The organism is Ruegeria sp. HKCCA6837 (assembly GCF_013034475.1).
Lineage (GTDB): Bacteria > Pseudomonadota > Alphaproteobacteria > Rhodobacterales > Rhodobacteraceae > Ruegeria.
The window spans coordinates 50,663-76,042 of sequence record NZ_WQGD01000005.1; the positions used below are offsets into that span (position 1 = coordinate 50,663).

At 58.9% G+C, this 25,380-nt stretch carries 22 protein-coding genes; 7 read left to right on the forward strand and 15 right to left on the reverse strand.

Going from position 1 to position 25,380, the window contains the following annotated elements; genetic code table 11:
- Positions 1-3 precede the first annotated feature (3 nt).
- Both GOV91_RS09115 and GOV91_RS09120 read right to left on the reverse strand, forming a co-directional pair.
- On the reverse strand, positions 4-1,080 hold the full coding sequence (locus tag GOV91_RS09115) for a DUF2235 domain-containing protein (RefSeq protein ID WP_171235263.1): 1,077 nt from the start codon (positions 1,078-1,080) through the stop codon (positions 4-6).
- On the reverse strand, positions 1,058-3,349 hold the full coding sequence (locus GOV91_RS09120) for a xanthine dehydrogenase family protein molybdopterin-binding subunit (RefSeq protein WP_171235264.1): 2,292 nt from the start codon (positions 3,347-3,349) through the stop codon (positions 1,058-1,060). The genes GOV91_RS09115 and GOV91_RS09120 overlap by 23 nt, the downstream gene beginning before the upstream one ends.
- Before the next feature lie 112 nt (positions 3,350-3,461).
- Here GOV91_RS09120 and GOV91_RS09125 point away from each other — a divergent pair, with 112 nt between their 5' ends.
- From GOV91_RS09125 to GOV91_RS09140, 4 genes are all read left to right on the forward strand, one after another.
- Positions 3,462-4,190 carry a dienelactone hydrolase family protein gene (locus GOV91_RS09125; protein ID WP_171235265.1) on the forward strand — a complete coding sequence of 243 codons (729 nt, stop codon included), beginning with the start codon at positions 3,462-3,464 and terminating at the stop codon, positions 4,188-4,190.
- A 79-nt stretch (positions 4,191-4,269) separates the two neighbouring features.
- Positions 4,270-7,425 (forward strand): valine--tRNA ligase, encoded by a 3,156-nt coding sequence (locus GOV91_RS09130; protein ID WP_171235266.1) that lies wholly within the window; start codon positions 4,270-4,272, stop codon positions 7,423-7,425.
- 142 nt (positions 7,426-7,567) lie between these two features.
- Positions 7,568-8,731 (forward strand): benzoate/H(+) symporter BenE family transporter, encoded by a 1,164-nt coding sequence (locus tag GOV91_RS09135; protein WP_254440633.1) that lies wholly within the window; start codon positions 7,568-7,570, stop codon positions 8,729-8,731.
- A 39-nt stretch (positions 8,732-8,770) separates the two neighbouring features.
- The gene (locus tag GOV91_RS09140) at positions 8,771-9,103 is read left to right on the forward strand and encodes a DUF1992 domain-containing protein (protein WP_171177816.1); all 333 of its coding nucleotides are present in this window, start codon (positions 8,771-8,773) and stop codon (positions 9,101-9,103) included.
- On the opposite strand, the gene GOV91_RS09145 is transcribed toward GOV91_RS09140, so the two are convergent.
- Together GOV91_RS09145 and GOV91_RS09150 are read right to left on the reverse strand one after the other, a co-directional pair.
- Positions 9,104-9,886, reverse strand: coding sequence for a crotonase/enoyl-CoA hydratase family protein (locus tag GOV91_RS09145; RefSeq protein WP_171235267.1), 783 nt, complete (start codon positions 9,884-9,886; stop codon positions 9,104-9,106). It lies immediately after the preceding gene.
- Between the two features lie 66 nt (positions 9,887-9,952).
- The gene (locus GOV91_RS09150; protein ID WP_171235268.1) at positions 9,953-11,023 is read right to left on the reverse strand and encodes an SMP-30/gluconolactonase/LRE family protein; all 1,071 of its coding nucleotides are present in this window, start codon (positions 11,021-11,023) and stop codon (positions 9,953-9,955) included.
- Positions 11,024-11,107: 84 nt separating this feature from the next.
- Here GOV91_RS09150 and GOV91_RS09155 point away from each other — a divergent pair, with 84 nt between their 5' ends.
- On the forward strand, positions 11,108-12,223 hold the full coding sequence (locus tag GOV91_RS09155; RefSeq protein ID WP_171235269.1) for a pyridoxal phosphate-dependent aminotransferase: 1,116 nt from the start codon (positions 11,108-11,110) through the stop codon (positions 12,221-12,223).
- Between the two features lie 12 nt (positions 12,224-12,235).
- Here the strand turns inward: GOV91_RS09155 and GOV91_RS09160 are convergent, their stop codons facing one another.
- The 6 genes from GOV91_RS09160 to GOV91_RS09185 form a co-directional block, all read right to left on the reverse strand.
- A complete protein-coding gene (locus GOV91_RS09160) occupies positions 12,236-13,426 on the reverse strand; it encodes an alanine--glyoxylate aminotransferase family protein (RefSeq protein WP_171235270.1) in 1,191 nt (396 codons plus the stop codon).
- Positions 13,427-13,477: 51 nt separating this feature from the next.
- Positions 13,478-14,110: a bifunctional 4-hydroxy-2-oxoglutarate aldolase/2-dehydro-3-deoxy-phosphogluconate aldolase gene (locus GOV91_RS09165; RefSeq protein ID WP_171235271.1), complete on the reverse strand. Its 633-nt coding sequence runs from the start codon at positions 14,108-14,110 to the stop codon at positions 13,478-13,480.
- A 3-nt stretch (positions 14,111-14,113) separates the two neighbouring features.
- On the reverse strand, positions 14,114-15,919 hold the full coding sequence (gene edd, locus GOV91_RS09170) for a phosphogluconate dehydratase (RefSeq protein WP_174836646.1): 1,806 nt from the start codon (positions 15,917-15,919) through the stop codon (positions 14,114-14,116).
- Positions 15,920-15,921: 2 nt separating this feature from the next.
- Positions 15,922-17,367: a glucose-6-phosphate dehydrogenase gene (zwf, locus tag GOV91_RS09175; protein ID WP_171235272.1), complete on the reverse strand. Its 1,446-nt coding sequence runs from the start codon at positions 17,365-17,367 to the stop codon at positions 15,922-15,924.
- A gap of 149 nt (positions 17,368-17,516) precedes the next feature.
- The gene (ptsP, locus tag GOV91_RS09180; protein WP_171235273.1) at positions 17,517-19,760 is read right to left on the reverse strand and encodes a phosphoenolpyruvate--protein phosphotransferase; all 2,244 of its coding nucleotides are present in this window, start codon (positions 19,758-19,760) and stop codon (positions 17,517-17,519) included.
- 46 nt (positions 19,761-19,806) lie between these two features.
- Positions 19,807-21,045, reverse strand: a complete 1,239-nt coding sequence (locus GOV91_RS09185; protein ID WP_171235274.1) for an aspartate kinase — start codon at positions 21,043-21,045, stop codon at positions 19,807-19,809.
- A gap of 165 nt (positions 21,046-21,210) precedes the next feature.
- Between GOV91_RS09185 and GOV91_RS09190 the strand changes: the two genes are divergently transcribed.
- Positions 21,211-21,567: a hypothetical protein gene (locus tag GOV91_RS09190; RefSeq protein WP_171177836.1), complete on the forward strand. Its 357-nt coding sequence runs from the start codon at positions 21,211-21,213 to the stop codon at positions 21,565-21,567.
- On the opposite strand, the gene GOV91_RS09195 is transcribed toward GOV91_RS09190, so the two are convergent.
- From GOV91_RS09195 to GOV91_RS09215, 5 genes are all read right to left on the reverse strand, one after another.
- On the reverse strand, positions 21,561-22,199 hold the full coding sequence (locus tag GOV91_RS09195) for an SDR family oxidoreductase (RefSeq protein WP_171235275.1): 639 nt from the start codon (positions 22,197-22,199) through the stop codon (positions 21,561-21,563). The genes GOV91_RS09190 and GOV91_RS09195 overlap by 7 nt on opposite strands.
- A gap of 3 nt (positions 22,200-22,202) precedes the next feature.
- Positions 22,203-22,658 (reverse strand): DUF1178 family protein, encoded by a 456-nt coding sequence (locus GOV91_RS09200; RefSeq protein ID WP_171235276.1) that lies wholly within the window; start codon positions 22,656-22,658, stop codon positions 22,203-22,205.
- A gap of 72 nt (positions 22,659-22,730) precedes the next feature.
- Entirely contained in the window at positions 22,731-23,192 is a 462-nt protein-coding gene (locus GOV91_RS09205; RefSeq protein ID WP_171235277.1) for an NUDIX hydrolase, read from the reverse strand.
- 136 nt (positions 23,193-23,328) lie between these two features.
- The gene (locus GOV91_RS09210; RefSeq protein WP_171235278.1) at positions 23,329-24,072 is read right to left on the reverse strand and encodes an EcsC family protein; all 744 of its coding nucleotides are present in this window, start codon (positions 24,070-24,072) and stop codon (positions 23,329-23,331) included.
- A gap of 52 nt (positions 24,073-24,124) precedes the next feature.
- A complete protein-coding gene (locus GOV91_RS09215; protein WP_171235279.1) occupies positions 24,125-24,619 on the reverse strand; it encodes a GNAT family N-acetyltransferase in 495 nt (164 codons plus the stop codon).
- Positions 24,620-24,690: 71 nt separating this feature from the next.
- Here GOV91_RS09215 and GOV91_RS09220 point away from each other — a divergent pair, with 71 nt between their 5' ends.
- Entirely contained in the window at positions 24,691-25,296 is a 606-nt protein-coding gene (locus tag GOV91_RS09220) for a flavin reductase family protein (RefSeq protein WP_171235280.1), read from the forward strand.
- The last annotated feature ends 84 nt before the right edge of the window (positions 25,297-25,380 follow it).

The window sequence follows — 25,380 nt, forward strand, 5'->3', positions numbered from 1 at the left end:
TCCCTACTGCGCAGGATGTGACGGCAGGTTCGGCATCGCCACCCAACCGGGTAGTTCGTCTGGTGAAACCGAGACGTGCAGACGCTCGGATTGGTCGCGGCCTACTTTGCGGTGTTTGCGTAGAAGGAAAATCTTGCCCCAACCGCGCCACGTGCCCACCGAACGCGCATGTGGATCAATGGGGAAGCGATCACGCCAGCCCTCAGGCAGCGGCAGCCCGTGCATCTCGGCCTTGTCCAGCATCCAGATCAAAGAGATGTTGCTGAGCGGTCGCGCCTCTTCGTACCCGTTCAACTGCCCGCCGACATCGCCATGAGTTCCGCGGAACCAGGCCTGTTCTACGTGACCCTTGAACTCAGGCGTGCATTTCCAAAGCACCGGGTCGAAAACCTCGCGTGTCTCGTCCAACGCCATCGCGTGATAGCCGTGGCGGGTGGAAGGGCCCAGTTGATGGTTGTGAAAGGCGTGGCGTTCTTCGGCCCAGCGCCACAACAGCGGCAGTCGCAGGCCCAACGCCTTGACCGTATCCCAGACCCCGATCATCTCGATCTCAACCCCGTCGTGGCAGAACTTGCGGCGAAAATCGCGTGCGGCGGTGCCGCTGGGATTGCATTCATAGTGGCGATAAGCTTGCTGGATGTTGCGCTCGGTCGCGTGTTCGGCCTTGAGCAGACCGATCATATCGATCACCCCGGCCAGACTGCGCACGCCGTACGCCCCACGCGAATAGCCAATGAAATAAATCCGATCCCCAGGTTTGTAGCGTGAGGCAAGATAGCCATAGGCGCGGCGGATCTGGCGGTTGATACCCCGCCCCATCATCACATCCAGCGAGGACTTCCAGCTTTCCCACTGCACGCCTGCCTCATAAAAAACCGAAACCTTGCTGCCCATTTCGCAACACAGCCGCAAGGTTTGCCCCGCATGGGTCTCGAACCCCGGTTCGAGCGTCGACATAGTGCCGTCAAGGATGATGACATGGCTGAGCGGTTCGCGGTGAAGAACCTCGGCAGAATGTTCGGACCGCAGGGGCCGTCCGAGCCATCCCAGAACCTTTCTACTCAGCCGCGACAGATTCATGCGTCAGCAATTCCCATACTCTTTGAGGTGTGAAAGGCATATCCGCCTGCCGCACCCCGTGATCCCAGAGCGCGTCCTGAACCGCGTTTGCCACCGCGGCCAGCGCGCCCACTGTACCAGCCTCACCGCACCCTTTCATGCCCATCGGGTTCGAGGTTGACGGAACCGGCACCGAGGTAAACTTAATCATGGGTATGTCAGTCGCACGGGGCAAGGCGTAATCCATAAACGAAGCCGTGAGCAGTTGCCCGTGTGCATCGTGCACAACACGCTCGCTTAGCGCCTGTCCGATGCCCTGAACCACCCCGCCATGAACCTGCCCTTCGGCCAGCATCGGATTGATAAGATTACCAAAATCATCAACGACCGTATAGCGATCAACCCACGTTTCCCCGGTGTAAGAATCGATCACGACTTCGGCAACATGCGCGCCGTTGGGATAGCTGCGGGCATCCAGGTTGGAGCGGGCTTCATGCTGTAGCAAATCCATACGTCCATCGATGCGCGCCATCTCGGCCGCTTCGGTCAGGGTCGGCGTCAGGTTGGACCCCGGCGCGCGGAATGTCTCGTGGTCAAAACTCACATCGTTTTCCTCGACCCCCATCTTATCGGCAAGATAAGGCGTGAATGCGGCGATCATCTTTTCGATGGTCGCCAGGGTCGCGGTGCTTTGCACCGTCACCGAACGCGATCCACCCGTGCCGCCGCCATGGGCAAGCCTGTCGGTATCGCCTTGAATGACCGTAATTTTATCCATGGGAATACCGGTCTGGTCCGACAGGAAATGGGCATAAACCGTCTCATGCCCCTGCCCGTTCGATTGAGTGCCTACATAAAGGTTCACCGTACCATCCTCGCAAAATTCGACCTTTGAGTTCTCGGAAGGGTCACCCAAAATGCTTTCGATATAGTAACATAGGCCCTGCCCCCGGATCAGGCCACGCTCGGCGTCTTTCGCTTTGCGCGCCGCAAACCCCTTGGCGTGGCTGGCTGCGCGGCTGAGGATCATGTCGAAATCGCCGACATCATAGGTTTCGCCAGTGGCCGAGGTGTAAGGAAAATTGTTGGGGCAGATAAAGTTCTTACGCCGCAGCTCCCACGGATCAACCCCCAACTCACGCGCTGCACGGTCCATAACGCGTTCCAACACATAGATCGCCTCGGGGCGGCCCGCACCGCGATACGCATCGACCTGCGTTGTATTGGTATAGAACCCCTCGACCCGCAGGTAGGTAGTTTGCACGTCATAGACACCCATCAGAACCTTGCTGAACAGGCTTGTCTGAATCGCCTGACCAAAATGGCTGTTGTAAGCACCAAGATTGACCTTGCTGTGAACGCGGTAGGCCGTGATCCTGTGATCAGCGTCAAAGGCTAGTTCGGCCAACGAGTGCAGGTCGCGGCCATGGTGATCGGACAGCATCGCCTCGGACCGGTCCGACATCCAGTGCACTGGCTGGCCCAACTTCATCGCAGCGACAGCGACGCAGAAATATTCGGGATATGGCATCACTTTCATGCCGAATCCGCCGCCCACATCCGGCGTGGTGACCCGGATATCCTCAGCATCAAGCTTCAGCTTTTGAACCAGTTGCGCTTTCATCGCCCAGACGCCCTGCCCGCCGTAAGAAAAATGCAGACGACCATCGGACCAATCGGCCTGACATCCGCGTGGTTCCAACGAGCTGATGATGACCCGGTTGTCCTCCACGTTCAGCGACACGGTATGAGCCGCGTCCTGAAAAGCGGCCTCGGTGGCGGCTTCGTCACCCAGCCCCCAATCAAAGGCCCGGTTGTCGGGGGCTTCTGGGTGCAGAATCTCACCGCCTGCCTTCACGTCCAGCTTGGCAGGGCGCTCTTCCGTGTCCATCCAGATCAACTCAACCGCGTCCTGCGCCTGTGCCAGCGTGTCCGCGATAACAACCGCCACCGGCTCGCCGACAAAGCGCACGCGGTCCTTGGCCAGCATGTGCCGCTCCGGAGCCGCAGCCTTCGATCCATCGCGGTTTTGTAGAACGGCGGCGTTTAGCACCGTGTCGATGCCCGAAGCTGCCAGATCAACCAACGTCATCACCAGTCGCACACCTTCGGCAGAGCGCGCATCCTCAAGGTCCAAATTTGTAATTTCTCCATGGGCAACCGGGCTGCGGAAGAAGGCAGCAAACAGCGCATTTTCAGGCACGGCATCATCCATGTAACGCCCCTGCCCAGTCAGGAACCGCTGATCTTCGGTCCGTTTGACGGGCTGGCTCCTGCCGAATTTTTCCATGGACGGTCCTCCTTATGGATCTTGCGGCCGAGCCTAGCCCGTGCCCCGACGATGTCCAGCGGGGCTCACGGAAATTCGTTTGTGCCTGCCAGATGTTGGAGTAGGTTTGGTCATGACCTGGACCCACGACACCGTTTTTCCTTTTTCCGCTACGCTAACTGGCGGTCAGAGCGTGACACATGACGTCTATGTCGGCGGAGAGGGGCCACCGATCCTGATCCTTCAGGAATTGCCCGGAATCGGACCAGAGACTTTGGCGCTGGCAGCAAAGCTGAACGCATCGGGTTTTCGTGCCTACCTGCCACATCTGTTCGGCACCTACGGCAAGGTCGAGATGGCCAAAAACACCGCCCGTCTATTTTGCGTTCGGAAAGAGTTCAACATTTTCGCCAGAGGCAAACAAAGCCCCATCGCAGGGTGGATGCGTGCCCTTACTCATGAGATCAAACAGCGCGAAGGTAGCGCCGGTGTAGGTGTCATCGGTATGTGCCTGACAGGCAGTTTTGCCCTGACTTTGATGGCCGAAGACGCCGTTGTCGGCGGGGTCGCCAGTCAACCTGCTTTGCCAATATTTGGTGGTAAGCATCTTCACATGAGCCTGCAGGATATCGGCGCAGCGTCTGCAGGCATGACCGCTAAGGGACCCGGGCTGGCGATGCGGTATTCCGAAGACAAACTGGCACCTAAGAAACTGATGCAAGCGTTGGAGCGGGCTTTCGGCGATCTGTTGGAGACAGTGGAATATCCCGGCAAGGATCACTCGCTGCTGACGCTGGATTTCCACGAACCTGCCTATCAGCGCGTGGACGCCTATTTCAAAACCCGCTTTAGCATGAGCTAAGCGCGCAAGGCCTTTCCCTTCCTGCCTCCATTCGCTATTGCAGGCGCTGACCCGAATTTGTTGACGCAGGACGCACCCCATGGCGATGGAAAAGACATTCAACGCGGCTGAGGCCGAGGCCCGCATCTATGAAGCCTGGGAACAGGCCGGAGCCTTCAAGGCAGGCGCGAACAAATCGCGCGACGAAAGCTTTACCATCATGATCCCGCCGCCCAACGTCACGGGTGCGTTGCATGTGGGTCATGCATTCAACAACACGTTGCAGGACATCCTGATCCGCTGGCACCGGATGCGCGGGTTCGACACGCTGTGGCAACCCGGTCAGGACCACGCGGGCATCGCCACGCAGATGCAGGTCGAGAAGATGCTGGCCAACACGCAGCAGCCCGGTCGGCGCGAGTTGGGCCGTGAGAAGTTCCTGGAGAAAGTCTGGGAGTGGAAGGGCGAGTATGGCGGTACAATCATCGAACAGCTGAAGCGTCTGGGGTCATCGTGTGACTGGTCGCGGAACGCCTTCACCATGGCCGGTGCAGCAGGTGATCCACGCACGGGGCATGAGAACTCGGCCAACTTCCACGACGCCGTGATCAAGGTCTTCGTCGATATGTACGAAAAGGGCCTGATCCATCGTGGCAAGCGTCTGGTCAACTGGGACCCGCATTTCGAGACCGCGATCTCGGATCTTGAGGTCGAGAATATTGAGGTCGCCGGTCATATGTGGCACTTCAAATACCCCTTGGCCGGTGACGAGACATATGAGTATCTGGAAAAAGATGAAGATGGGAATGTGATCTTCCGCGAGGAGCGGGATTATATTTCCATTGCCACGACCCGCCCCGAAACCATGCTGGGCGACGGCGCGGTGGCGGTCCATCCGTCGGATGAGCGTTACGCGCCAATCATCGGGAAACTTTGCGAAATCCCGGTTGGTCCGAAAGAGCATCGCCGCCAGATCCCGATCATCACTGATGACTACCCCGATCCCGATTTCGGCTCGGGCGCGGTAAAGATCACCGGTGCGCATGACTTCAACGACAACATGGTGGCCAAGCGCGGCGGCATTCCGATGTACCGCCTGATGGACACCAAAGGCGCGATGCGAGCCGATGGCGCGCCTTACGCCGACGAAGCCGACAAGGCGCAGGAATACGCGCGCGGCAAAGCATTCACCGAGAACGAAATCGACGCGATCAACCTGATCCCCGATCACCTGCGCGGGCTTGATAGGTTCGAGGCGCGGGCGAAGGTGGTGGAAGAGATCACCGCTGACGGCCTGGCCGTGATGACTCGCGCGGATGACCCGCGTCTGGGCACCAAGCTGGGCGAGGATGACGACCCGGCTGCGTTGGTCCCGCTGGTCGAGAGCAAACCGATCATGCAGCCCTTTGGCGACCGCTCGAAAGTCGTCATTGAGCCGATGTTCACCGACCAGTGGTTCGTCGACGCCGCCAAGGTCGTCGGCCCCGCGCTGGATGCGGTCAAGGACGGCACGGTCAAAATCATTCCTGAATCGGGCGAGAAGACCTATTACCACTGGCTGGAAAACATCGAGCCCTGGTGCATCTCACGCCAACTGTGGTGGGGTCATCAGATTCCGGTTTGGTATGGCCTTGATCTCTCGGCTGAGAACTTCGAGGACGACGAAAACGACGGTGATCTTGATCTGGTCGAACTGGGCCGTTTGCTGAACGAAGGCGGCATGCTGCACCGTGGTAACGTCATGGAGTGCGCAGCGAACCTGAAAGCCGTTACCGAGAAGTTCCTGGACGACAATGCCAACATTCCAAGTCCATTGAGCCACGCGACGGTTATCGAAGTCGCTGACAAGCAGGAAGCCATCCATCAATTTGCGGAAAGCCTGGCTCAATATGCAGTCGAACAGGATCCAACCAAGCTGGTCTACCCGGTTTGGCGCGATCCCGACGTCCTCGACACATGGTTCTCCTCCGGCCTCTGGCCCATCGGCACGCTGGGCTGGCCCGAACAGACCGAGGAGCTGGAGCGTTACTTCCCCACGGACGTTCTGATCACCGGCTTCGACATCCTGTTCTTCTGGGTCGCCCGGATGATGATGATGCAACTGGCCGTAGTCGATCAAATCCCGTTCCACACCGTCTACCTGCACCAGCTTGTCCGCGATGAGAAGGGCAAGAAGATGTCGAAGACCACCGGCAACGTTATCGACCCGCTGGAGATCGTGGACGAATTCGGCGCCGACGCGCTGCGCTTTACCAACGCCTCGATGGCCGCGATTGGCGGCGTGTTGAAACTGTCGCGCGAGCGCATCACCGGCTATCGGAATTTCGGCACCAAACTGTGGAATGCCGTCCGCTTTGCCGAGATGAACGAGGTCTTCACCGACGCCGTGCCGCAGCTGGACGTGGCCGACCTGAAACCCAAAGCCGCTGTGAACCGCTGGATCATCGGCGAAACCGCCCGCTTGCGCGAAGAGGTTGACGCGGCGCTGGAAAGCTATCGTTTCAACGACGCGGCCAACGGTCTTTACGCCTTTGTCTGGGGCAAGGTCTGCGATTGGTATGTGGAGCTGTCAAAACCCCTGCTACAAGGCGACGACGCCGAGGCTCAGGCCGAAACCCGCGCCACGATGCGATGGGTTCTGGATCAGTGCATGGTCCTGCTGCACCCGATCATGCCCTTTATCACCGAAGAACTGTGGGGCCTGACCGGCGCGCGAACCAAGATGGTCGTCCATGCCGACTGGCCCACCTACGCCGCTGCTGATCTAGTGGATGCCGATGCGGATCGTGAGATGAACTGGGTGATCTCGGTGATCGAAAACACCCGCTCGGCCCGTCAACAAATGCGCGTCCCGGCGGGGCTCTATGTGCCGATGCTCGTCACTGAAATCGACGCCGACGGCCAAGCCGCATGGGACCGCAACGAGGCGCTGATCAAACGCCTGGCGCGGATCGACAGCCTGACCAAGGCCGACGAACTGCCCAAGGGCACCATCTCTATCGCCGCCCCCGGGGCCTCCTTCGGACTGCCACTGGCCGACATCATCGACATCGGTGCAGAAAAAGAACGGTTGGAAAAAGCCAAAACCAAACTGGCCAAGGAACTCGGCGGTCTGCGCGGACGTCTGAACAACCCTAAATTCGTGGCCTCGGCCCCGGAAGAGGTTGTCGAAGAAGCCAAAGCCAATCTTGCCGCCCGTGAAGAGGAAGAGGCGAAACTGAACGAAGCGCTCGCCCGCCTGGCAGAAATCGCCTGATCTTCTTTTCGTTCCAAACACGGAATTCCCAACCTCACCGCCCTAACCAGCGGTGAGGTTTTTCTTTGCGCTCAAAGCTTTCCCCTTGTTCGCAACACCAAGCAATTGCTAGCAATTCAGCACCCAAACTCCCGAGGCCCCGATGGCAAAGCCCCTTCCCCCAATGCAAACCATTTCAACCGGGCTGGTCGTTGCAGTGGTCGGTTTTTTCAGCTCCTTTCCCATTATTCTGCAAGGGCTTGAAGCCATGGGAGCTTCTGAAGCCGAGGCTGCCTCGGGCTTGATGAGTGCAGCGATCGCGATGGGGTTGGCTGCGATCTTTCTCAGCCTCCGCTATCGGCAGCCGATCAGCGTCGCCTGGTCTACTCCGGGTGCTGCTCTTTTGGCAGTGTCCGCCACCCCAGCAGGGGGCTTTTCGGGCGCAATCGGGGCCTTCCTCTGCGCCGGCGCACTGACGGTATTGGCCGGTCTCTGGAAGCCGCTGGGACGTTTGGCCGCCGCAATCCCGACGACGCTGGCCCAAGCTATGCTGGGGGGTGTTCTGCTGCCGCTGTGCATCGTCCCGTTCAAGGCAGCCGTCGAATTGCCCTTGCAAGCCCTGCCTGTCATCCTGACGTGGTTCATTGCGGGGCGTTTCAACAAACTGCTCGCAGTACCCGCCGCAGTGGTTGCTGCAGCACTGGTTGTCGTCTTCAGCGCCGAAGGCACCTCCGTGCGGCCCGAAAGCTTTCTTGCGCCCCCCGTTTGGACGATGCCCACATTCTCGCTGGCGTCGGCCATCGGCATTGGTCTACCCCTTTTTGTCGTCACGATGGCCACGCAGAACATCCCCGGCATCGCGGTCATGCGCAGTTTTGGCTACACGCCTGAACCGGGCAAACTGTTCTCGTCAGTGGGTGGCGCAAGCCTGTTGTCCGCCCCATTCGGGGCACCCGCGACCTGCCTCGCTGCCATCACGGCCGCCATGTGCTCCAACGAAGACAGCCACCCGGATCCAGCATTGCGCTATTGGTCAGCGATCATGGCGGGGCTGTTCTATTGCCTGTTTGGTGTCTTCGCCGTGGCCATCACTGGTTTCGCTGCTCATGCCGACCCGTTGTTGATGGGGACGCTGACCGGTGTCGCTTTGATCGGAGTAATGGCCAACGCCACCTTCGCCGCGCTTGAAGTTCCAGCCGAGCGCGAAGCGGCAATCCTGACCTTTGCCATAACAGCTTCGGGCATTACTGCGTTTGGTCTGGGCGCGGCTGTTTGGGGGCTGCTGGCGGGCGGGGTCGCCTACCTGATCTCGCAACGCATCAGATAGATGGTTTGTCTGGTATCACAGATCGCTTAAAGTAAACCCATGTTTGGAGCATTGGCAAAACTGGTCGAACGCCAGATCAAAAAGGCTCAGGCTGAGGGCCAATTGCAGGGGTTGGAGGGTGAAGGCCAACCACTGCCTGACAGGTCGCCTGAAGCGATGAGTGATCCGGCCATCGCCGCAGGTCACAGGATCATGGCGCAAGCCGGTGTATTACCGGAAGAGTTCGACATAAAAAAGCAGCTCGACGCAGCGCGGCAGACCTATGCCAATCTGACTGACCCGGCCAAGCGAAAAGCCGCGATGGCCCACATTGCCGATTTGGAAATGCGCTACAACATGGCCCGCGACGCACGCCGGGCCTTTATGCGCTGATTACTTGAACTCGGGCTTGCGGCCCTGCATCTGCGCCATCACAACCTCCATCTGTTCGGGTTTACCGATCAGCTCGACCTGTTCGACGGATTCTGCCATCAGAACGTCGGCGCGCACCTGCGACTCTGCAACTTCGATAAGGCGTTTGGCGGCGCGGATGGCCGAAGGGCTTTGACCGGCGATGTTCTCGGCAAGGGCCAAAGCTTCGGTCAGCGGATCATCCGAAAGCTGCGTCACCAACCCCCAATCCGCCGCCTGCTGCGCGCCGATTGGACGCGCGGTGTAGGTCAGCAGTCGCAGCACATCCGAACGAACTAGGCGCGGCAACAGAACCATACCGCCCATGTCGGGAATGATCCCCCATTTCATCTCCATCACGGCCAGTTTGGCTTCGGGATGCGCAATTCGAATATCCGCGCCCAGCGCGATCTGCAGACCACCACCGTAAGCCACGCCCTGAATGGCGCAAATTACAGGCACCGGGACGCGTCGCCAGATCAGTGCCAGCTCCTGCATCTCGTTGGCGTCCTCGTGGCTTCGGGTCATCAGCCATTCGGTGGGGTCCATATGAGCCATCTTGGCAAAGCTCGCCATGTCGAGCCCTGCGCAAAAGCTCTTGCCTTCACCCGATAGCACCACGGCGCGGGCGTCCGAGGCCGCGACTTCTTGCCCTGCGGACAGAAGCGCCTTGATCATCGCATCATCCAACGCATTCATCTTGTCGCCCCGGGTCAGGGTGACATGGGCAACATGATCTTGGTAGGTGACGGATACGCGTGACATGGGGAACCTCCCGTAATATTCGTGTTACAACCATGCCCGGGCCGACGGCCAAATACCACTGCGACGTCAGGGCAAATCGCTGACGGGCATCCGCGCAAACCACGGGGAATCGAGCGTCATGACGTAGAACTGATCCGCCACGATCTTACCCCCGGTCGTGATTCCCAAACGACCCTGCGGATCCTGCAACGTGCGCAAAATACGACCTTCACCATCGAACTGCACCATGATGCCACGATGGATCGGTGCAGGGCGGACGGCTGGACCCAGCCGCCAGATGATCTTGCGCACAAACGGATACGGCATCAGCGCCTCTGACGGAACACGTGGGCTGGCGAAGGCCATCCAATAGGTGCCATCGCCTTGCGCCTCGATGTTGTCTGGATAGCCGGGCAGGTTATCCATCAAGACGTTCTGCTGCCCGGCCTTCGGACCGGTCAGCCACAGTTTGTGCACCCGTGCCCGACCCGTTTCGGCGATCAGCAAAAAGTCTTCTTCCGGGGACAGGGCGACACCGTTGGTGTAGACGAACCCTTCGGCGATCTTCTGGGTGGTGCCATCGGGCGTGCGACGGGCGACATAGCCTGTTTCGGACTGCTCCCAAATGGTCAGAACCGAGGTTGGTTTTGTCCCACCCATGGTTTCGGGATCGAAACGGTCAGAAGAGTTCGAGAAATAGATCGTGCCATCCTGTGCCACATCCAACTGGTTGGCATAGATCACTGGCGCACCTTTGATGTCACCTACCACCGTTTCCAAGGTACCCGGCCCAGTCCAGCGCATCACGCCGCGAAAGCTGTCAGCAACATAAAGCGCGCCGTCAGGCCCGGCCTTGAGACCCAGAGGGCGCCCGCCCAGACGGTCGACCTCTACAGGTTCTTCTTCTTCGATGCGGTAGAGGGTACCCGCCCGACTGGTGGTATAAACCGATCCATCGGGCATCACCGCGATGTCTTCGGGGCCGACCTCATCCCTAGGCAGGCGGACTAGCTGTGCGGAATCCAGCGCCGCATTTTCAGCGAAATCTCCTGTAAACCCAGCATCTTCCGGCATTTCAACTGCGACGGGCGTTACCGGAACGGGCCAGAACAAAAGATAGGCGAGGCCCAACAGAATGACTGCTATGAGAATGCGCATCTGCGCTCCTTTATTCAAAGTCTTTGCTAGCGCGCCGGATGGCACACGCTTGCTCAATCTTCGGGCTTAGGGTTATCTGCGCACATGACCGGACCTCGATACACCCCGCTTGCCCAATCCCTGCCAGCCACCGTGCCCTTTGTCGGCCCAGAAACGCAAGAGCGGCAACGCGGTGCGCCGTTTGGTGCGCGTCTGGGTGCAAATGAAAGTGTGTTTGGCCCCTCGCCACAGGCTATCGACGCGATGGCGCAAGCTGCATCTGAAATCTGGATGTATGGCGATCCCGATAACCATGACCTGCGCGACGCCCTAGCAAAGCACCATGGCGTGACACCAGAAAATATCGTGGTGGGCGAAGGGATTGACGGGCTTCTGGGTTATCTCGTCCGACTGCTGGTCGGTCCCGAAGATACGGTGGTGACATCGGACGGGGCTTACCCGACCTTCAACTATCATGTGGCCGGATTCGGAGGTGTTCTTCACAAAGTGCCCTACTCCGGCGATCACGAAGACCCGACAGCGCTGTTTGCCAAGGCGGCTGAAGTCGAGGCCAAGTTGGTTTATCTGGCAAACCCGGACAACCCGATGGGCAGCTGGCATTTGGGTGCCGATATCGTAAATGCGATGGAGGGCTTGCCGGAAAACTGTTTGCTGGTACTGGATGAGGCTTATGTGGAATGCGCACCCGAGGGGACGGCGGCACCAGTCGACGCAAATGATCCCCGCGTCATCCGGATGCGGACATTCTCAAAAGTTTATGGCATGGCAGGTGCGCGCGTTGGATATGCCATAGGCGCGCCGGACCTGATTTCGGCCTTCAACAAAGTGCGCAATCATTTCGGCATGAACCGCGCAGCGCAGGCAGGTGCTTTGGCCGCACTCCAGGATGCAGACTGGCTGTCGCATGTCCAGAACCGGATCGCGGACTCGCGAGAGCGCATCGGCGCGATTGCACGCGACAATGGATTGCAGCCACTGCCGTCGGCCACCAATTTTGTTGCGATCGACTGCGGGCACAACGGGGATTTCGCCAGAGCGGTATTGGTTTCATTGGTCGAACAGGGAATTTTCGTCCGGATGCCATTCGCCGCACCTCAAAACAGATGCATTCGAGTAAGTTGTGGAGAGGCAGCGGATTTGGACGCATTTGCAGCGGCTTTGCCCAAGGCTCTGGTGGCAGCTCGGGCGCAAACCGCCTGACCGTTGCCCTGATCAGGCAGCGAGCACAGTCGCTGCGGCCTCGAGCGCCCCAGTGCCACGGGGAATGTCCAGCGCGGCCAAAGCTGTTTCAACACCGCCCAGCATTGCCATGATCATCTGCCCGTTGACATGCCCCATGTGACCTAAGCGGAAATATCCGTCATAGTCCGCCATCCCCAGGCCGATGCCCAGCGTCAAACCCAACTGGTTCTCCGTAAAGGCGCGCAGCGGGGTGCCCCGGCCATCGCTAAGGCGCAGGGACGTGACCGCGCGGCTGCGATGGGCACGATCTGTAACGTTAAGATGCAATGCACCGCCTTCTGACCAGGTTTCACACGCTTTCCAGATTGCTTTGGCCAAGTGCTCGTGGCGCGCCCAAACCTGCTCGATCCCTTCTGCATGGATCAGATCCAGCGCGGCACGCAGGCCATAGAGGTGGTGCGTGGGTGCTGTACCATTGAAATACTGGTAGAACAGGTCCGGGTTTGCACGCGGCTGCCAATCCCAATATTGCGATACGCGCGGCATTGTAGCCCGTTTCGCCTGTGCTTTGTCGTTAAAGAACGCAAATCCCATACCTGCCGGGGTCATCAGCCCCTTTTGACAGGCACTGACCATCACATCGACACCCCATTCATCCATCTCGAACCGGTCACAACCCAAAGATGCGATGCAATCGGCCATCAGCAACGCCGGATGACCAAGATCGTCCAGAAGTTTGCGAAGCCCGGGAATGTCGTTGCGGATCGAACTGGATGTATCCACATGGACCGCCAGCACGGCCTTGATCTGGTGGTCTTGGTCGGCGCGCAGCGTATCAGCGATTTTGTCTAAATCCCACGCCGAAGCGGTTCCAAAGTCGATCAATTCAACCTTTGCCCCGATCCCATCAGCCATTTCGGCCCAGCCGTGGGTAAAGCGGCCCGACGCCGGAGCCAGCACCGTTTCACCCGGTGCAATCACGTTGGAAAGCACAGCTTCCCACGTGCCATGGCCGTTGGCGATGTAAATCGCCACATTATGCCGGGTTCGTGCAACACGCTTAAGGTCGTTGGTAAGCGCGGGCATCATTTCTATCAACTCACCGTCATAGATATTCGGTGAAGGACGGTGCATGGCTTGTAATACGGCATCGGGCATGACCGACGGGCCAGGAATAGCCAGATACTCGCGCCCTTGCGCAAGCGAAACTTTGTTTGTCATGAGGTCAACCTGTTTGAATTGACGCCCAACCTAGCAAGGGTTCTGGCGGCGTCAATCCATCAGCTTGGATGCTTCGCTTGCCAGCGCCTCGATCCCAGCCCAATCGCCTGCTTCGACAAGATGTTTCGGTGCGACCCAGCTGCCACCGGCACAAATCACATTGGACAACGACAGGTAATCGCGCGCGTTAGACGGAGAGACACCACCCGTCGGGCAAAAGCTGATCTGCGGCAGAGGCGCGCCAATCGCCTTGAGCGCGGGTGCGCCGCCCGACGCCTCGGCCGGAAAGAATTTCAGCATGTCATAACCCTTTTCCAGCAAGGCCATCGCTTCGCTTGCCGTGGCAGCCCCTGGCAGCAGCGGCAGGCCTTCGGCCTCACAGGCCGCGATCAGTGTTTCGGTTGCACCCGGAGAGACCCCGAATTGCGCACCTGCGTCCTTGGCGGCGCGGACGTCTTCGGGCGTGACCAGCGTGCCTGCGCCCACGACGCCCCCCGGCACCTCAACCATTGCCCGGATCGCGTCGAGTGCAGCCGGAGTGCGCAGGGTCACTTCCAGCGCGGGCAGACCACCTGCAACCAGAGCTTCAGCCAGAGGGCGCGCCTGTGCGGCATCATCGACGACGAGCACCGGAACGATGGGCGCCAGCGCGCAGATTTCGCGGGTGCGTTGGGTTTTAGACATGTCTTATGCTCCGAATATGCTGGCACCTGTGTCGGCAGACCCGACGTTCTGCCGGAACGCACCGAAAAGGTCGCGACCGACACCGTGTTGGTTGGATGAAAGATCGGCGGTGGCCGGTGCCCGGTCCAAAACGCCGGGAGTGAGGATTTTCAACGCGCCCTTGACCGCATCAACGCGCAGCATGTCACCGTCTTGCAGATAGGCGATGGCTCCACCGTCCAAAGCCTCAGGGCAGACATGGATTGCCGCGGGCACCTTGCCGGACGCGCCGGACATGCGACCGTCGGTGACCAGAGCCACCTTCTGCCCCCGACCTTGCAGAATTGAAAGGATAGGCGTCAGAGAATGCAGCTCGGGCATCCCGTTCGCCTTGGGGCCTTGGAAACGCACGACAACGATGACGTCATCCGTGAACTCTCCGGCCTTGAAGGCCGCTTTGACGTCATCCTGATCATGGAACACACGTACAGGTGCTTCGACCACCTGATGTTCGGGGGCAACGGCTGAAACTTTCATGACACCGGTGCCCAGGTTGCCCGTCAGGCGCGACAGACCTCCGGTTGGTTGGAACGGATCATTGGCCGGGCGTAAAATCTTTTCGTTCAGGCTGCGGTCAGTCCCATCCTGCCAGACGAGGTCTCCATCGAGCAGCTTGGGTTCTTTGGTGTAGTTCTGGAGGCCCTGCCCCGCGACGGTCAGCGTATCGGGGTGCAACAACCCCTCGTCCAGCAATGTGCCGATTGTATACCCCAGCCCCCCAGCAGCGTGATAGTGGTTCACATCCGCCAGACCGTTGGGATAGACCCGCGCAACCAAAGGCACGACGGCAGAGATGTCGGAAAAATCTTCCCAATCCAACACGATACCACCTGCCCGCGCCATAGCGATCAGGTGGATCAGCAGGTTGGTCGATCCCCCTGTGGCCATCAGACCCACGATGCCGTTCACAAAGGCACGTTCGTCAAGAATCTGGCAGACCGGTGTGTAGTGGTTGCCCAGCGCGCTGAGCGACAGGGCGCGGCGTGCGCCTTCCTCGGTCAGGGCATCACGCAAGGGCGTATTTGGATTGACAAAGCTAGAGCCCGGCAGATGCAAGCCCATGAACTCCATCAGCATCTGGTTGGTGTTGGCCGTTCCGTAGAAAGTGCAGGTGCCGGGGCCGTGATATGCGGCCATTTCGGCAGCCATCAGGTCTTCGCGGCCGACCTCTCCGGCGGCAAATTGTTGGCGGACCTTGGCTTTTTCGTCATTCGGCAAGCCACTGGTCATCGGACCTGCCGGCAGGAAGACGGCAGGCAGATGGCCAAAGGCCTGTGCGCCGATGACCAGCCCGGGGACGATCTTATCGCAAACGCCAAGGAACACCGCCGCGTCATAGGTGTTGTGGCTCAGCGCTACGCCAGTCGCCAATGCGATCACGTCGCGCGAAAACAGCGACAGTTCCATCCCGGCCTCACCTTGCGTGACGCCATCGCACATCGCCGGAACTCCACCTGCGACCTGCGCGGTGCCTCCGGCTGCGCGGATCGCCTGACGGATCAGTTCGGGATAACGCTCAAACGGCTGATGCGCCGACAACATGTCGTTATAGGCGGTGACAATTCCCAGATTGCCTGCCGTGCCAGTTGCCATCGATTGCTGGTCTTCCCCCGAACCCGCATAAGCGTGGGCCTGCCCGCTGCAAGACAGATGCGCACGGGCCGGGCCCTTGGATTTGGCCTGTTCCATTCGGTCCAGATGCGGACCGCGCAGATCGGCGCTGCGGTCGATGATCCGTTTTGTGACGTCGGCAATAACTGAATTTACCATGATTACCCTCCGATCTGACGCCACCGGCGTCCATCGCGATGCATCAGCATCAGTGCTTCTTCGGGACCTGAACTGCCCTGATCGTAGCGGGACGGGCGGTCTCCGCGCTGTTCCCAGCCCTGAATGATGGGATCGACCCAGGCCCAGGCGGCCTCGGCCTCATCACCGCGCATGAACAATGTTTGATCGCCTCGGATGACATCCATGATCAGACGCTCATAGGCATCTGGGGCTTGCGCCTCGGCCCCAAGCGCATCGGCAAAGCTCATGTCCAGCGCCACGTCCGACAGGCGGAACCCGCCCGGCCCCGGATCCTTGATCGTGGTGCGCAGGGTAATGCCTTCGTCGGGTTGCAGACGGATCACCAGCACGTTGCCGTGCAGAGGGCCGACATTGGGGAAAATGGTATGTGGCGGATCGCGGAAGAACACCGCGATCTCGGATTCGCGCGCGCGCAGACGTTTGCCGGTGCGCAGATAGAAAGGCACACCCGCCCAACGCCAGTTACCGATATGAACCTTGAGGGCAATGAAGCTTTCGGTTCGGCTGGCGGGGTTGCCGACATGATCGACATATCCGCCCTCACCCTTGTCCGCCCGGTATTGGCCGCGCGCGATATCCTTGGGTTCGATCGGTTCCAGCGCTTCGATCACCTTGACCTTTTCATCACGTACGGCGTTGGGCGCATATTTCGAAGGCGGCTCCATCGCCGTCAGACAAAGCAATTGAACCAGATGGTTCTGGATCATGTCCCGCATTGCACCGGATTGATCGTAATAGGCCCCGCGCCCTTCAACACCCACGGTCTCGGCCACGGTGATTTGTACGTGATCGATATGGGTGGAATTCCAAAGCGGCTCGAACAGCGAATTCGCAAAACGAAGCGCCATCAGGTTCTGCACGGTTTCCTTACCCAGATAATGGTCGATCCGATAAATCTGATGCTCTTCAAAACAGGCGCGCAAACCTTCGTTAAGTGCCTTGGCCGAGGCGAGATCATGACCAAACGGCTTTTCAACGACGATGCGGCTGTCAGGCGTGGCCAAGCCGGTTTCATGCAAACGCTGCGCGATCCCAGCGAACAGGCTTGGACCCACTGACAGATAAAAAGCCCGGACAACCTCGTCGCGCAGCAACTTTTTGAGACCGGACCACCCGGCTTCACCCAAAGCATCCACGGGCACGTATTCGACATGTGCCAGAAACTGGTCCAGCGTCTCAGGAGAAAAGTCTGGTGCAAATTGCTGCATCGACTTGCGGACCTGATCACGGAACCCATCGCTGTCGATTTCTGATCGTGCCGTACCGATGATCCGCGCGCCTTCGGGCATCTGTCCAATCGCGAAACGATGGCACAGGCCCGGCAGTATCTTGCGTTGCGCCAGATCGCCGGTTGCCCCGAACAGAACCAGGTCGAATGGTTCTACCGGAATTACACGTGAAACCATCATGGGCTCCTTCTGAGTGTGTCGATACCAACCCAGCATGGTACAAAACTGCACAATACCGCGACTGTTATCGCTAACATTGCCCGCGTATTAGAAAGACCCCACGCAAAAATCAAGCAGAGTTTCCGAAAACCCGCGCGTTTTGCGCGTTATCCTTGATTGCGCAGCCATTCCATCACAGCCGGGCGTACGCTTTGCTCACCTCGATGCCGGGCATCGGCGATGATTTTACGTACCTCTGACAGATCACAGCGCAGCAACAGGCTTTTGACCGGGCCAATCGAAGCAGGGCGCATCGACAATGTCCGAATGCCCATCGCCGCCAAGCACAGCGCTTCGACGGGGCGCCCGGCATCTTCACCGCAGAAACTGAGCGGAGTGTCCGAGATATCGCAGCGCTCAACAATCCGCTCCATCAAACTCAGGAAGCTGACATTTAGCGTGTCGTAACGGCGCCGGACCAGTTCATTTTCACGGTCGGCAGCAAAGAAGAACTGCTTTAGGTCGTTGCCGCCGATCGAGATAAAGTCCACCTCGTCAAAGAACTTCTGGGGGGCAAAGGCCAGCGACGGGGTTTCCAGCATCGCGCCAACCTCAAGCGTTTCAGGCAGGATATGACCCAGCCGTTTTTCGCGATCGATGGTTTTGTTCACCTCCCACCGGGCTTCGCGGAACTCGTCCGCCTGCGCGACAAATGGAAACATGATCGTCAGCGGTCGTCCATTCGCAGCCCGCAGAAGCGCTTGCAACTGCATCCGCATGACCCCGCGTTTATCCAGCCCCACCCGAATAGCGCGCCAGCCCAGCGCAGGGTTCGGTTCAGCAACATGCTTCATATAGGGCAGAACCTTGTCTGACCCGATATCCAGGGTGCGGAACACAACCCGCTTGTCCCCTGCCGCATCCAGAACACGTTGATATTGTGTGACAAGCTCGGACCGCTTGGGCATCTTGTTACGGATCAGGAATTGCAGCTCGGTGCGGAACAGGCCGACGCCCTCGGCACCTGATGTGCCCAACGACGGCAGATCAGCCATCAGACCCGCATTCATCACCAGATTGATGCGTGCACCATCCCGTGTGACACAGGGAGTTTCTCGGATCGACGCATAGCGTTCCTGCGCCTTGGCCTGCATGGCGATCTTGTCGCGAAAGGCGCTGACCACGGTATCTTCGGGACGCAAATGCACCACGCCCTGATCACCATCGACCAGTATATGATCACCGTTCAACGCTTCGGTCGTAATCCGACCCACATGCACCACAAGCGGGATCGCCAGCGCCCGCGCCACGATGGTGGCGTGGCTGCCAACCGAGCCCTCTTCGAGCACAATCCCCTTCAGCGCGCGCCCATATTCCAGCAGATCACCCGGGCCGATATTGCGCGCGATCAGAATCGGATCCGGCGGCAGATCGGCACTGTCGGTCTTGCCCTGACCGGTCAGGATCCGCAGCAAGCGATTGCTGAGATCGTCCAGGTCCGCCAGCCGTTCGCGCAGATAGGGGTCCGTGACCTGCCCCATACGCGCGCGTGCCTGCGATTGTTCCTTTTCGACCGCAGCTTCGGCGCTGAGGCCAAGGGCAATGTCCTCTTCCATCCGCCGCATCCAGCCTTTGGAGTTGGCAAACATGCGATAGGCTTCAAGCACTTTAAGCTGCTCGGTGTCACCGTCCCGAGAAATCTCGAGCATCTTGTCGACGCCGACGCGCAACTCATCTACCGCCTCGATCAGACGCTCGCGTTCCTTGTGCGGGTCTTCCGCGATCGGGTTGGTGACAACCACGCGGGGCTCATGAAGCCAGACATGTCCTTCAGCGGACCCTTCCTGCGCGGGACCACCACGCAGTAGAACCGATTGCTGGTGAAGCGGTGACAGTGCCGCACCCTCGCCCACAAAAGCACCAAGTTCGGCCATTTCGGCCAAAACCATAGCAACCACTTCCAAGGCATAGACTTCGTCAGCGGAAAATTCGCGTGCATCACGCGACTGAACCACCAAAACACCCAGCTTTTCCCCAAGGCGCTGTACCGGAACCCCAAGAAACGACGAATACCGTTCCTCGCCAGTTTCCGGCATATACCGGAACCCTTTTTCGGATGGCGCATCCGCTGTATTGACCACCTTACTGAATTTAGCGACGCGCCCCACCAGGCCCTCGCCCATACGCATCCGCGTCTTGTGGACCGATTCAGGTGAAAGACCTTCGGTTGCGCAAAGCTCCAGTGTCTCGTCATCGCGGAACAGGTAGATCGAGCACACCTCGGCCCTGATGCTGTCGGCAATCAGGTGAGTGATCCGGTCAAGACGTTCCTGACCGGCGGCTTCGCTCGCCATCTCTTCGCGCAACCGCCGCAGCAGCTTGCGGGATTCTGTTTCCGTGCCGTCCGCCATGGCCCACCCAGTTTAGTGTGTCAGACGAAACCCTTGGCTGAAAAGCTCAGGCCGCCTTGTCCAGTTCAAAGGCATCATGCAGCGCCTGAACAGCAAGTTCCATGTATTTCCTGTCGACCAGAACGGAAATTTTGATCTCAGAGGTTGTAATGACCTTGATGTTGATCCCCTCATCCGAGAGCACCTTGAACATTTTGGCCGCAACACCCGACTGCGAGCGCATACCGATTCCCACAACCGAAACCTTGCAGACGTCATTGTCAGCCACAAGCTCGGCATAGTTCAACTCGCCAGCGTCCTTAATTGCCATCAGCGCTTTTTCTGCGCGGGCCACCTGGTCGGTCGGACATGAGAACGTCATGTCCGTGCGTCCCTCGTCCGAGATATTCTGAACGATCATGTCGACGTTCACGCCTTCATCACTGAGCGCGGTAAAGATGATCGAGGCGATACCAGGGCGGTCGGCCACCGATACGACGGTCATCTTGGCTTCGTCACGGGAATAGGCCACACCGGCCACAACATTGGATTCCATGATATCCTCCTCGTCGCAGACCAAAGTACCGGCCTCGTCGGATTGTTCTTCGAAACTTGAAAGAACGCGCAGTTTCACCTTATAGCGCATCGCCAGCTCGACCGAGCGGGTTTGCAGCACTTTCGCACCCAGCGAGGCGAGTTCGAGCATCTCTTCGAACGATATGCGGTCCAGCTTGCGCGCCTTTTCGCAGATGCGCGGGTCGGTGGTATAGACGCCATCCACATCTGTGTAGATGTCACAGCGCTCGGCACCGAACGCTGCTGCAAAAGCCACGGCCGTGGTGTCCGAGCCGCCACGACCCAACGTGGTGATACGGCCCTCGGGGCTGAGACCCTGGAAACCCGCGACAACCGCTACTTTCATACCTTCGCCGAATTTCTGGTTCAGGTTTTCGGTCGGGATTTCCTCGATCCGGGCCTGGCTGTGGGCGCTGGTGGTCAGCAGCGGCACCTGCCAGCCCTGCCAGCTGCGCGCAGGGATGTCCATTTCCTGCAAAGTCAGAGCCATGAGCCCAGCAGTGACGTTTTCACCCGAAGACACAACGGCATCGTATTCACGCGCGTCAAACAGCGGCGATGTCTCATTCACCCAGCCCACAAGCTCGTTGGTTTTTCCCGACATGGCCGAGACGATGACGATCACGTCATAACCCTTGGCAACTTCGACGCCGATGCGCTTGGCGGCACGGCGGATACGGTCCAGATTGGCGACAGATGTGCCGCCGAATTTCATTACGAGTAAGGGCATGGGGGCAAAAGTCTCCGCGCCTTGGATTGTAGGTTCCGTGCCTCATATGCGAGGGGCACACCAAGAGCAAGGGCGCAAAAGGCACCAGCCTGCGGCGCAGGGCCGCTTTACATTGTGCAGACGCAATGTCAGCCTACGGGCAACAACCATATCAAGAGGTTCTTCATGTTTCGCCTAGCCCTTGCCGTCGCCCTAATTTCGTCGCCAGCCTTGGCTCAGGTCGCAAGTGTCGCTGGAACCGACGGTCAAAACGCACTGGGCACGGTACCTTGCGCCGCAAACGCCGGTGATCCTCTGCAAAGCTGCCATGCAGAGTTGCGCCGCCACGACGACGGCAACATCACACTTGCAGTCGGCCTAGGCGGCGGGCAGGTGCGTAACATCTATTTCAAAGATGGTGTGCCTGAATCCAGCAGCTCGACCTCGAAAATGTCCTATGAAACGCGCGGCGATCTGTTGGTGATCTATATTGATCCTGGCGAAGTCTACGAAATCCCCAAAGCTGCGCTGAGCTCTCAGTAAGCGTGTGGCTGCCCATCATAGGTTTCAAAGCACCCTGTGGTGGCCAGTGACAAATCATCGAACCGCTCGATCAGGCCCGATACGGCCTGTTCCACGTCGATTTCTGCTGCGGCTCCGCCCATGTCCGTCTGGACCCAACCTGGATGATAGATTCCAACGGCGATACCGTCGTCTTTGAGGTCGGTCGCCAGATTGCGCCCCAAATTCAACACCGCCGCCTTGGACGCGCGATAGATATAGCTGCCACCCGGCGCGCGGGTATGCGAGGCCATTTGCGATGATAGGATGGCCACCTTTCCGCGCGACGCTTCTAGATTGGGCAACAAAGCCTGAACCGTCAGGAATACCCCAGTAACGTTGGTTGCAAAGCTCTGCGCCCACATGTCGGCCGGGTAGTCGTTGATCGTGTGACCTTTGTCCAAATATACGCCCGCGTTACAGATCAGAAGATCAACGGGCTGGTTCCTCAATTGCTCTGCGAATGCCGCGTGTTGCGCGGGATCAGTTACATCAAGGCGCAGCTGTGCGCTGTCATCGCGAGAGGTTCCTGTAACGGTGTCGCCCCTGTCACTATAGCGCGTGGACAACGCCAGGCCGATTCCGCGATTGGCACCGGTAATCACGATGTGCATGTTTCAGTTTGTCTTTCTGCTGGGTACAAAGGGCAATGGCGCCACAGGCACGCCGTCTTCTATCAGCGACTTTGCCTCATCTGGCTTGGCCTCGCCATAGATTGCACGGTCCGGAGCCTCACCCAGATGAATTTTGCGGGCTTCACTGGCAAAGTCCTTGCCCACGTAGTCCGAGTTTTCTTCGACATGGCGCCGCATCTCGGACAAAACCTTCTCAATCTCGGGCGAAGGTGTGGCCACGTCGATCTTTTCATCCGCAGCAGGCGGCACTTGAAGCTTGGGCTTTGCGTTTCGAGCCGGACGGACACGCGGTGTCATGATCGCCTTTTCGACGTGCACGCACCCGCAAACCGCGCAGTTAACCATCCCTGCCGCAGCCAATTTGTCGTAGGCTTCGGCGGATTGGAACCAACTGTCGAACGTGTGGCCTTCACTGCATTTCAACGCGTATTGAATCATGTTCAGTCCAAAAAATCGATTGGCGAATAGATACCGACCCGAATGACAATATCAAGCCTCTCTGGCCCGATCTTAATGTGTGTAAGGTTTAAAGTCTCGTAACAGTTCGGCAAGCCCCGGAGAATGAACCTTCAAAGCCGCCTTTTTGAGCGGATACCACTTGCGTTTTCGCATCCCCTGTTCCGGGAAATCCTGCGAAACGGACCGCACAAGAACCGGGAAGACATCCACCATAATCGGTACAGGTGGGCAATTCAGCCGGTGTTTGTGATGCAAAAACTGCCCCACCTGCTCCCCAAAACTCTGACCTGCTACACCTGCTTCCTCCCACGCTTCCTGCAGTGCCGTGTCAGCCCGTGACAAGCCGGGCATAAGCCAGCCTTTGGGAATAATCCAACGTTGCGCCCTGCGTGTCGTGATCAGCAAGACCTCGGGGCGATTTCCCTTGATCCGGTAACACAGCGCTGCGGCTTGCTGCAAAACGGGTTGTTCCGCAGATTTGAGATGTTCAATACGCAGCAGCCGTGGCTTCATCGCTTGATAGCCCCTTCAGCCAGTACTAAGCCCCTTCGCACATGAGATCAGAGTACACTCATTTTGTGGAAGACTGCCACAAGTGTACCACATGATGTGGATTTCGCCAAGCCAGGTGCGTCTGCTGAAGTGTGATCTACATGCGGGCCGCGAGTTGCCGCACCAGATCATCATGCGGAATATCGGCATCGATTGCCAGCCGCCGCAAACCGAAATGCACGCGCGCGATCTGCTGATAATAACGCGTGTAAACATAATTCGTCCCGCCACCCGCCAAAGCCCCAAGTACAGGAACCGACTGAGCCGCCAGTTTTTGCCCCAGAACAATCGAAAAGCGCGGCGCCACAGCAGCGATCAGGCGCTGCATAGCCGGTCCTGTCAGGGTCAGGCGCACCGAAAAAAAGCCAAGATCCGCCCCATCGTCATGCGACAAAGGACCAGAAGCGGCCAAAACCCGCACGCAATCGAATTTCACATTCTCCGCAGCGGGATCGAACCCTTCGCGGGCTGCAGCCCCTTGAATGGCGCGCAGCAGCAAGGCGGTTGTTGCGGGCAGTTCCATCAAAGCTGTCGAAACACCACCCATCCCGCCAGCCGCACCCATGGCCGTGGTCACGGCTGTGTTCACCCAGGGCTGCTGATCAGGGACAGCGCGCCGCGAACCCTGTGCAGCGTGCATCGCTAGCCTCAAGGCTTGCTCGGTCGCTCCGGTCAGGCCATACCGCACAGGTTCCGGCAATTGCTCAAGCAAAGACTCGGCTGATCCGCCCAGTTTGTTCAAAAGCTTGACGCCAGCACCACCGGCAGATCGGTAGTGATCCGCCAGACGATCCAGTTCAGCCTCGGCATCCACGTTTTCGACAAGAACCACGTTCTGCATCTACGCCCTCCTGTCTATCAACATCGGCGTTGCACGGCGCGGATTCAATAGGTCAGCGGCTCCAACGGGTCACTGCACCCTGCACCCCGGACCATGCGCCAGGTCTCAATTCCAATCCCAAAACCCGGTCAGGGTTGGTAGGTGGCGGCATCTCGACCCCACTCAAACGCGCGAATCCGAACCGTTTGTAATAGGGTTCATCGCCCACCAGCATGACCCGCTGCCACCCGCGCGTGCGCCCTGCGTCAACACCTGCGTGGATCAGATACCCGCCCAGCCCCTCGCCCTGATGAGTAGGGTGTACGGCAACCGGCCCTAGCAGTAAGGCATCGCGGTTGCCGACATGAACGGGCCAGAACCGGATTGCACCGGCCAAAATACCCTGACCATCCCGCGCGACCAAAGACAGCCCCGCAACCGGCGGCACATCATCGCGCAACCGATAAGACGACAAAGCCTCACGACCCGGCGCAAAGCACAGGTCATAAAGGGCCTCAACCTCCCACCAATCGTCCGGCTCTTCCGGCCTGATCCCGAATTGCTGCACCCTGCCCTCTTTTCCTTGCTGGAAATCGCCCTAGCACTTCGCTACGCCTTGGGCAAACGCTTGGAGATCAGATGTTCTATCGCCCCAAAGACGGCCACGGCCTGCCGCACAACCCGTTCAACGCCATTATCACACCGCGTCCAATCGGCTGGATTTCAACCCGGGATACAAATGGGATCAACAATCTGGCACCTTATTCCTTTTTCAATGGCGTCGCCTACACGCCACCGCAAGTGATGTTTGCCACAACCGGCACCAAGCACGATCAGAACGGAGGCAAGGACAGCATCTCCAATATCGAAGCGACCGGCGTTTTCTGTGTCAACGTGGTGGCCCATGCGCATCGGGACGCGATGAACGCCAGTTCGGCCGGACTGCCGAAAGACGTTGATGAGTTTGAACATGCCGGGTTGTCACCCATCGAATGCGAAACCATTCCGTGTTCCCGGATTGCAGGGGCTCCTGCTGCACTGGAATGCAAGCTCACCCAGATCGTCACTCTACCCGGTGAAGCCAATCGAGTTGTATTTGGCGAAGTAATTGGCGTGCACCTGCACGACGATCACATCCGGGACGGCAAGTTTGATGTGACGTCGTTTCAACCATTGGCACGCCTTGGGTACCGGGATTACTCGGTCGTGTCCGAGTTGTTCTCACTCAATCGCCCAGACGATTGACGTGATCCGGGGGCGCTGCCCCCGCCGCCCGTTCCGGGCGACTCCCCCGAGGTATTTGACGCCAGATGAAAAATGGATCCCCTG

What these genes read in the sequence shown, in the direction of transcription:
- GOV91_RS09185 (WP_171235274.1), bottom strand. Translation starts at nt 21,045, where the DNA reads ATGCCCTTACTCGTAATGAAATTCGGCGGCACATCTGTCGCCAATCTG.
- ptsP (WP_171235273.1), bottom strand. Translation starts at nt 19,760, where the DNA reads ATGGCGGACGGCACGGAAACAGAATCCCGCAAGCTGCTGCGGCGGTTG.
- GOV91_RS09195 (WP_171235275.1), bottom strand. Translation starts at nt 22,199, where the DNA reads ATGCACATCGTGATTACCGGTGCCAATCGCGGAATCGGCCTGGCGTTG.
- GOV91_RS09155 (WP_171235269.1), top strand. Translation starts at nt 11,108, where the DNA reads ATGACCGGACCTCGATACACCCCGCTTGCCCAATCCCTGCCAGCCACC.
- GOV91_RS09150 (WP_171235268.1), bottom strand. Translation starts at nt 11,023, where the DNA reads ATGCGCATTCTCATAGCAGTCATTCTGTTGGGCCTCGCCTATCTTTTG.
- GOV91_RS09205 (WP_171235277.1), bottom strand. Translation starts at nt 23,192, where the DNA reads ATGAAGCCACGGCTGCTGCGTATTGAACATCTCAAATCTGCGGAACAA.
- GOV91_RS09165 (WP_171235271.1), bottom strand. Translation starts at nt 14,110, where the DNA reads ATGTCTAAAACCCAACGCACCCGCGAAATCTGCGCGCTGGCGCCCATC.
- GOV91_RS09190 (WP_171177836.1), top strand. Translation starts at nt 21,211, where the DNA reads ATGTTTCGCCTAGCCCTTGCCGTCGCCCTAATTTCGTCGCCAGCCTTG.
- GOV91_RS09200 (WP_171235276.1), bottom strand. Translation starts at nt 22,658, where the DNA reads ATGATTCAATACGCGTTGAAATGCAGTGAAGGCCACACGTTCGACAGT.
- GOV91_RS09125 (WP_171235265.1), top strand. Translation starts at nt 3,462, where the DNA reads ATGACCTGGACCCACGACACCGTTTTTCCTTTTTCCGCTACGCTAACT.
- GOV91_RS09135 (WP_254440633.1), top strand. Translation starts at nt 7,568, where the DNA reads ATGGCAAAGCCCCTTCCCCCAATGCAAACCATTTCAACCGGGCTGGTC.
- GOV91_RS09145 (WP_171235267.1), bottom strand. Translation starts at nt 9,886, where the DNA reads ATGTCACGCGTATCCGTCACCTACCAAGATCATGTTGCCCATGTCACC.
- GOV91_RS09130 (WP_171235266.1), top strand. Translation starts at nt 4,270, where the DNA reads ATGGCGATGGAAAAGACATTCAACGCGGCTGAGGCCGAGGCCCGCATC.
- GOV91_RS09115 (WP_171235263.1), bottom strand. Translation starts at nt 1,080, where the DNA reads ATGAATCTGTCGCGGCTGAGTAGAAAGGTTCTGGGATGGCTCGGACGG.
- GOV91_RS09160 (WP_171235270.1), bottom strand. Translation starts at nt 13,426, where the DNA reads ATGACAAACAAAGTTTCGCTTGCGCAAGGGCGCGAGTATCTGGCTATT.
- GOV91_RS09120 (WP_171235264.1), bottom strand. Translation starts at nt 3,349, where the DNA reads ATGGAAAAATTCGGCAGGAGCCAGCCCGTCAAACGGACCGAAGATCAG.
- GOV91_RS09210 (WP_171235278.1), bottom strand. Translation starts at nt 24,072, where the DNA reads ATGCAGAACGTGGTTCTTGTCGAAAACGTGGATGCCGAGGCTGAACTG.
- GOV91_RS09140 (WP_171177816.1), top strand. Translation starts at nt 8,771, where the DNA reads ATGTTTGGAGCATTGGCAAAACTGGTCGAACGCCAGATCAAAAAGGCT.
- GOV91_RS09220 (WP_171235280.1), top strand. Translation starts at nt 24,691, where the DNA reads ATGTTCTATCGCCCCAAAGACGGCCACGGCCTGCCGCACAACCCGTTC.
- zwf (WP_171235272.1), bottom strand. Translation starts at nt 17,367, where the DNA reads ATGGTTTCACGTGTAATTCCGGTAGAACCATTCGACCTGGTTCTGTTC.
- edd (WP_174836646.1), bottom strand. Translation starts at nt 15,919, where the DNA reads ATGGTAAATTCAGTTATTGCCGACGTCACAAAACGGATCATCGACCGC.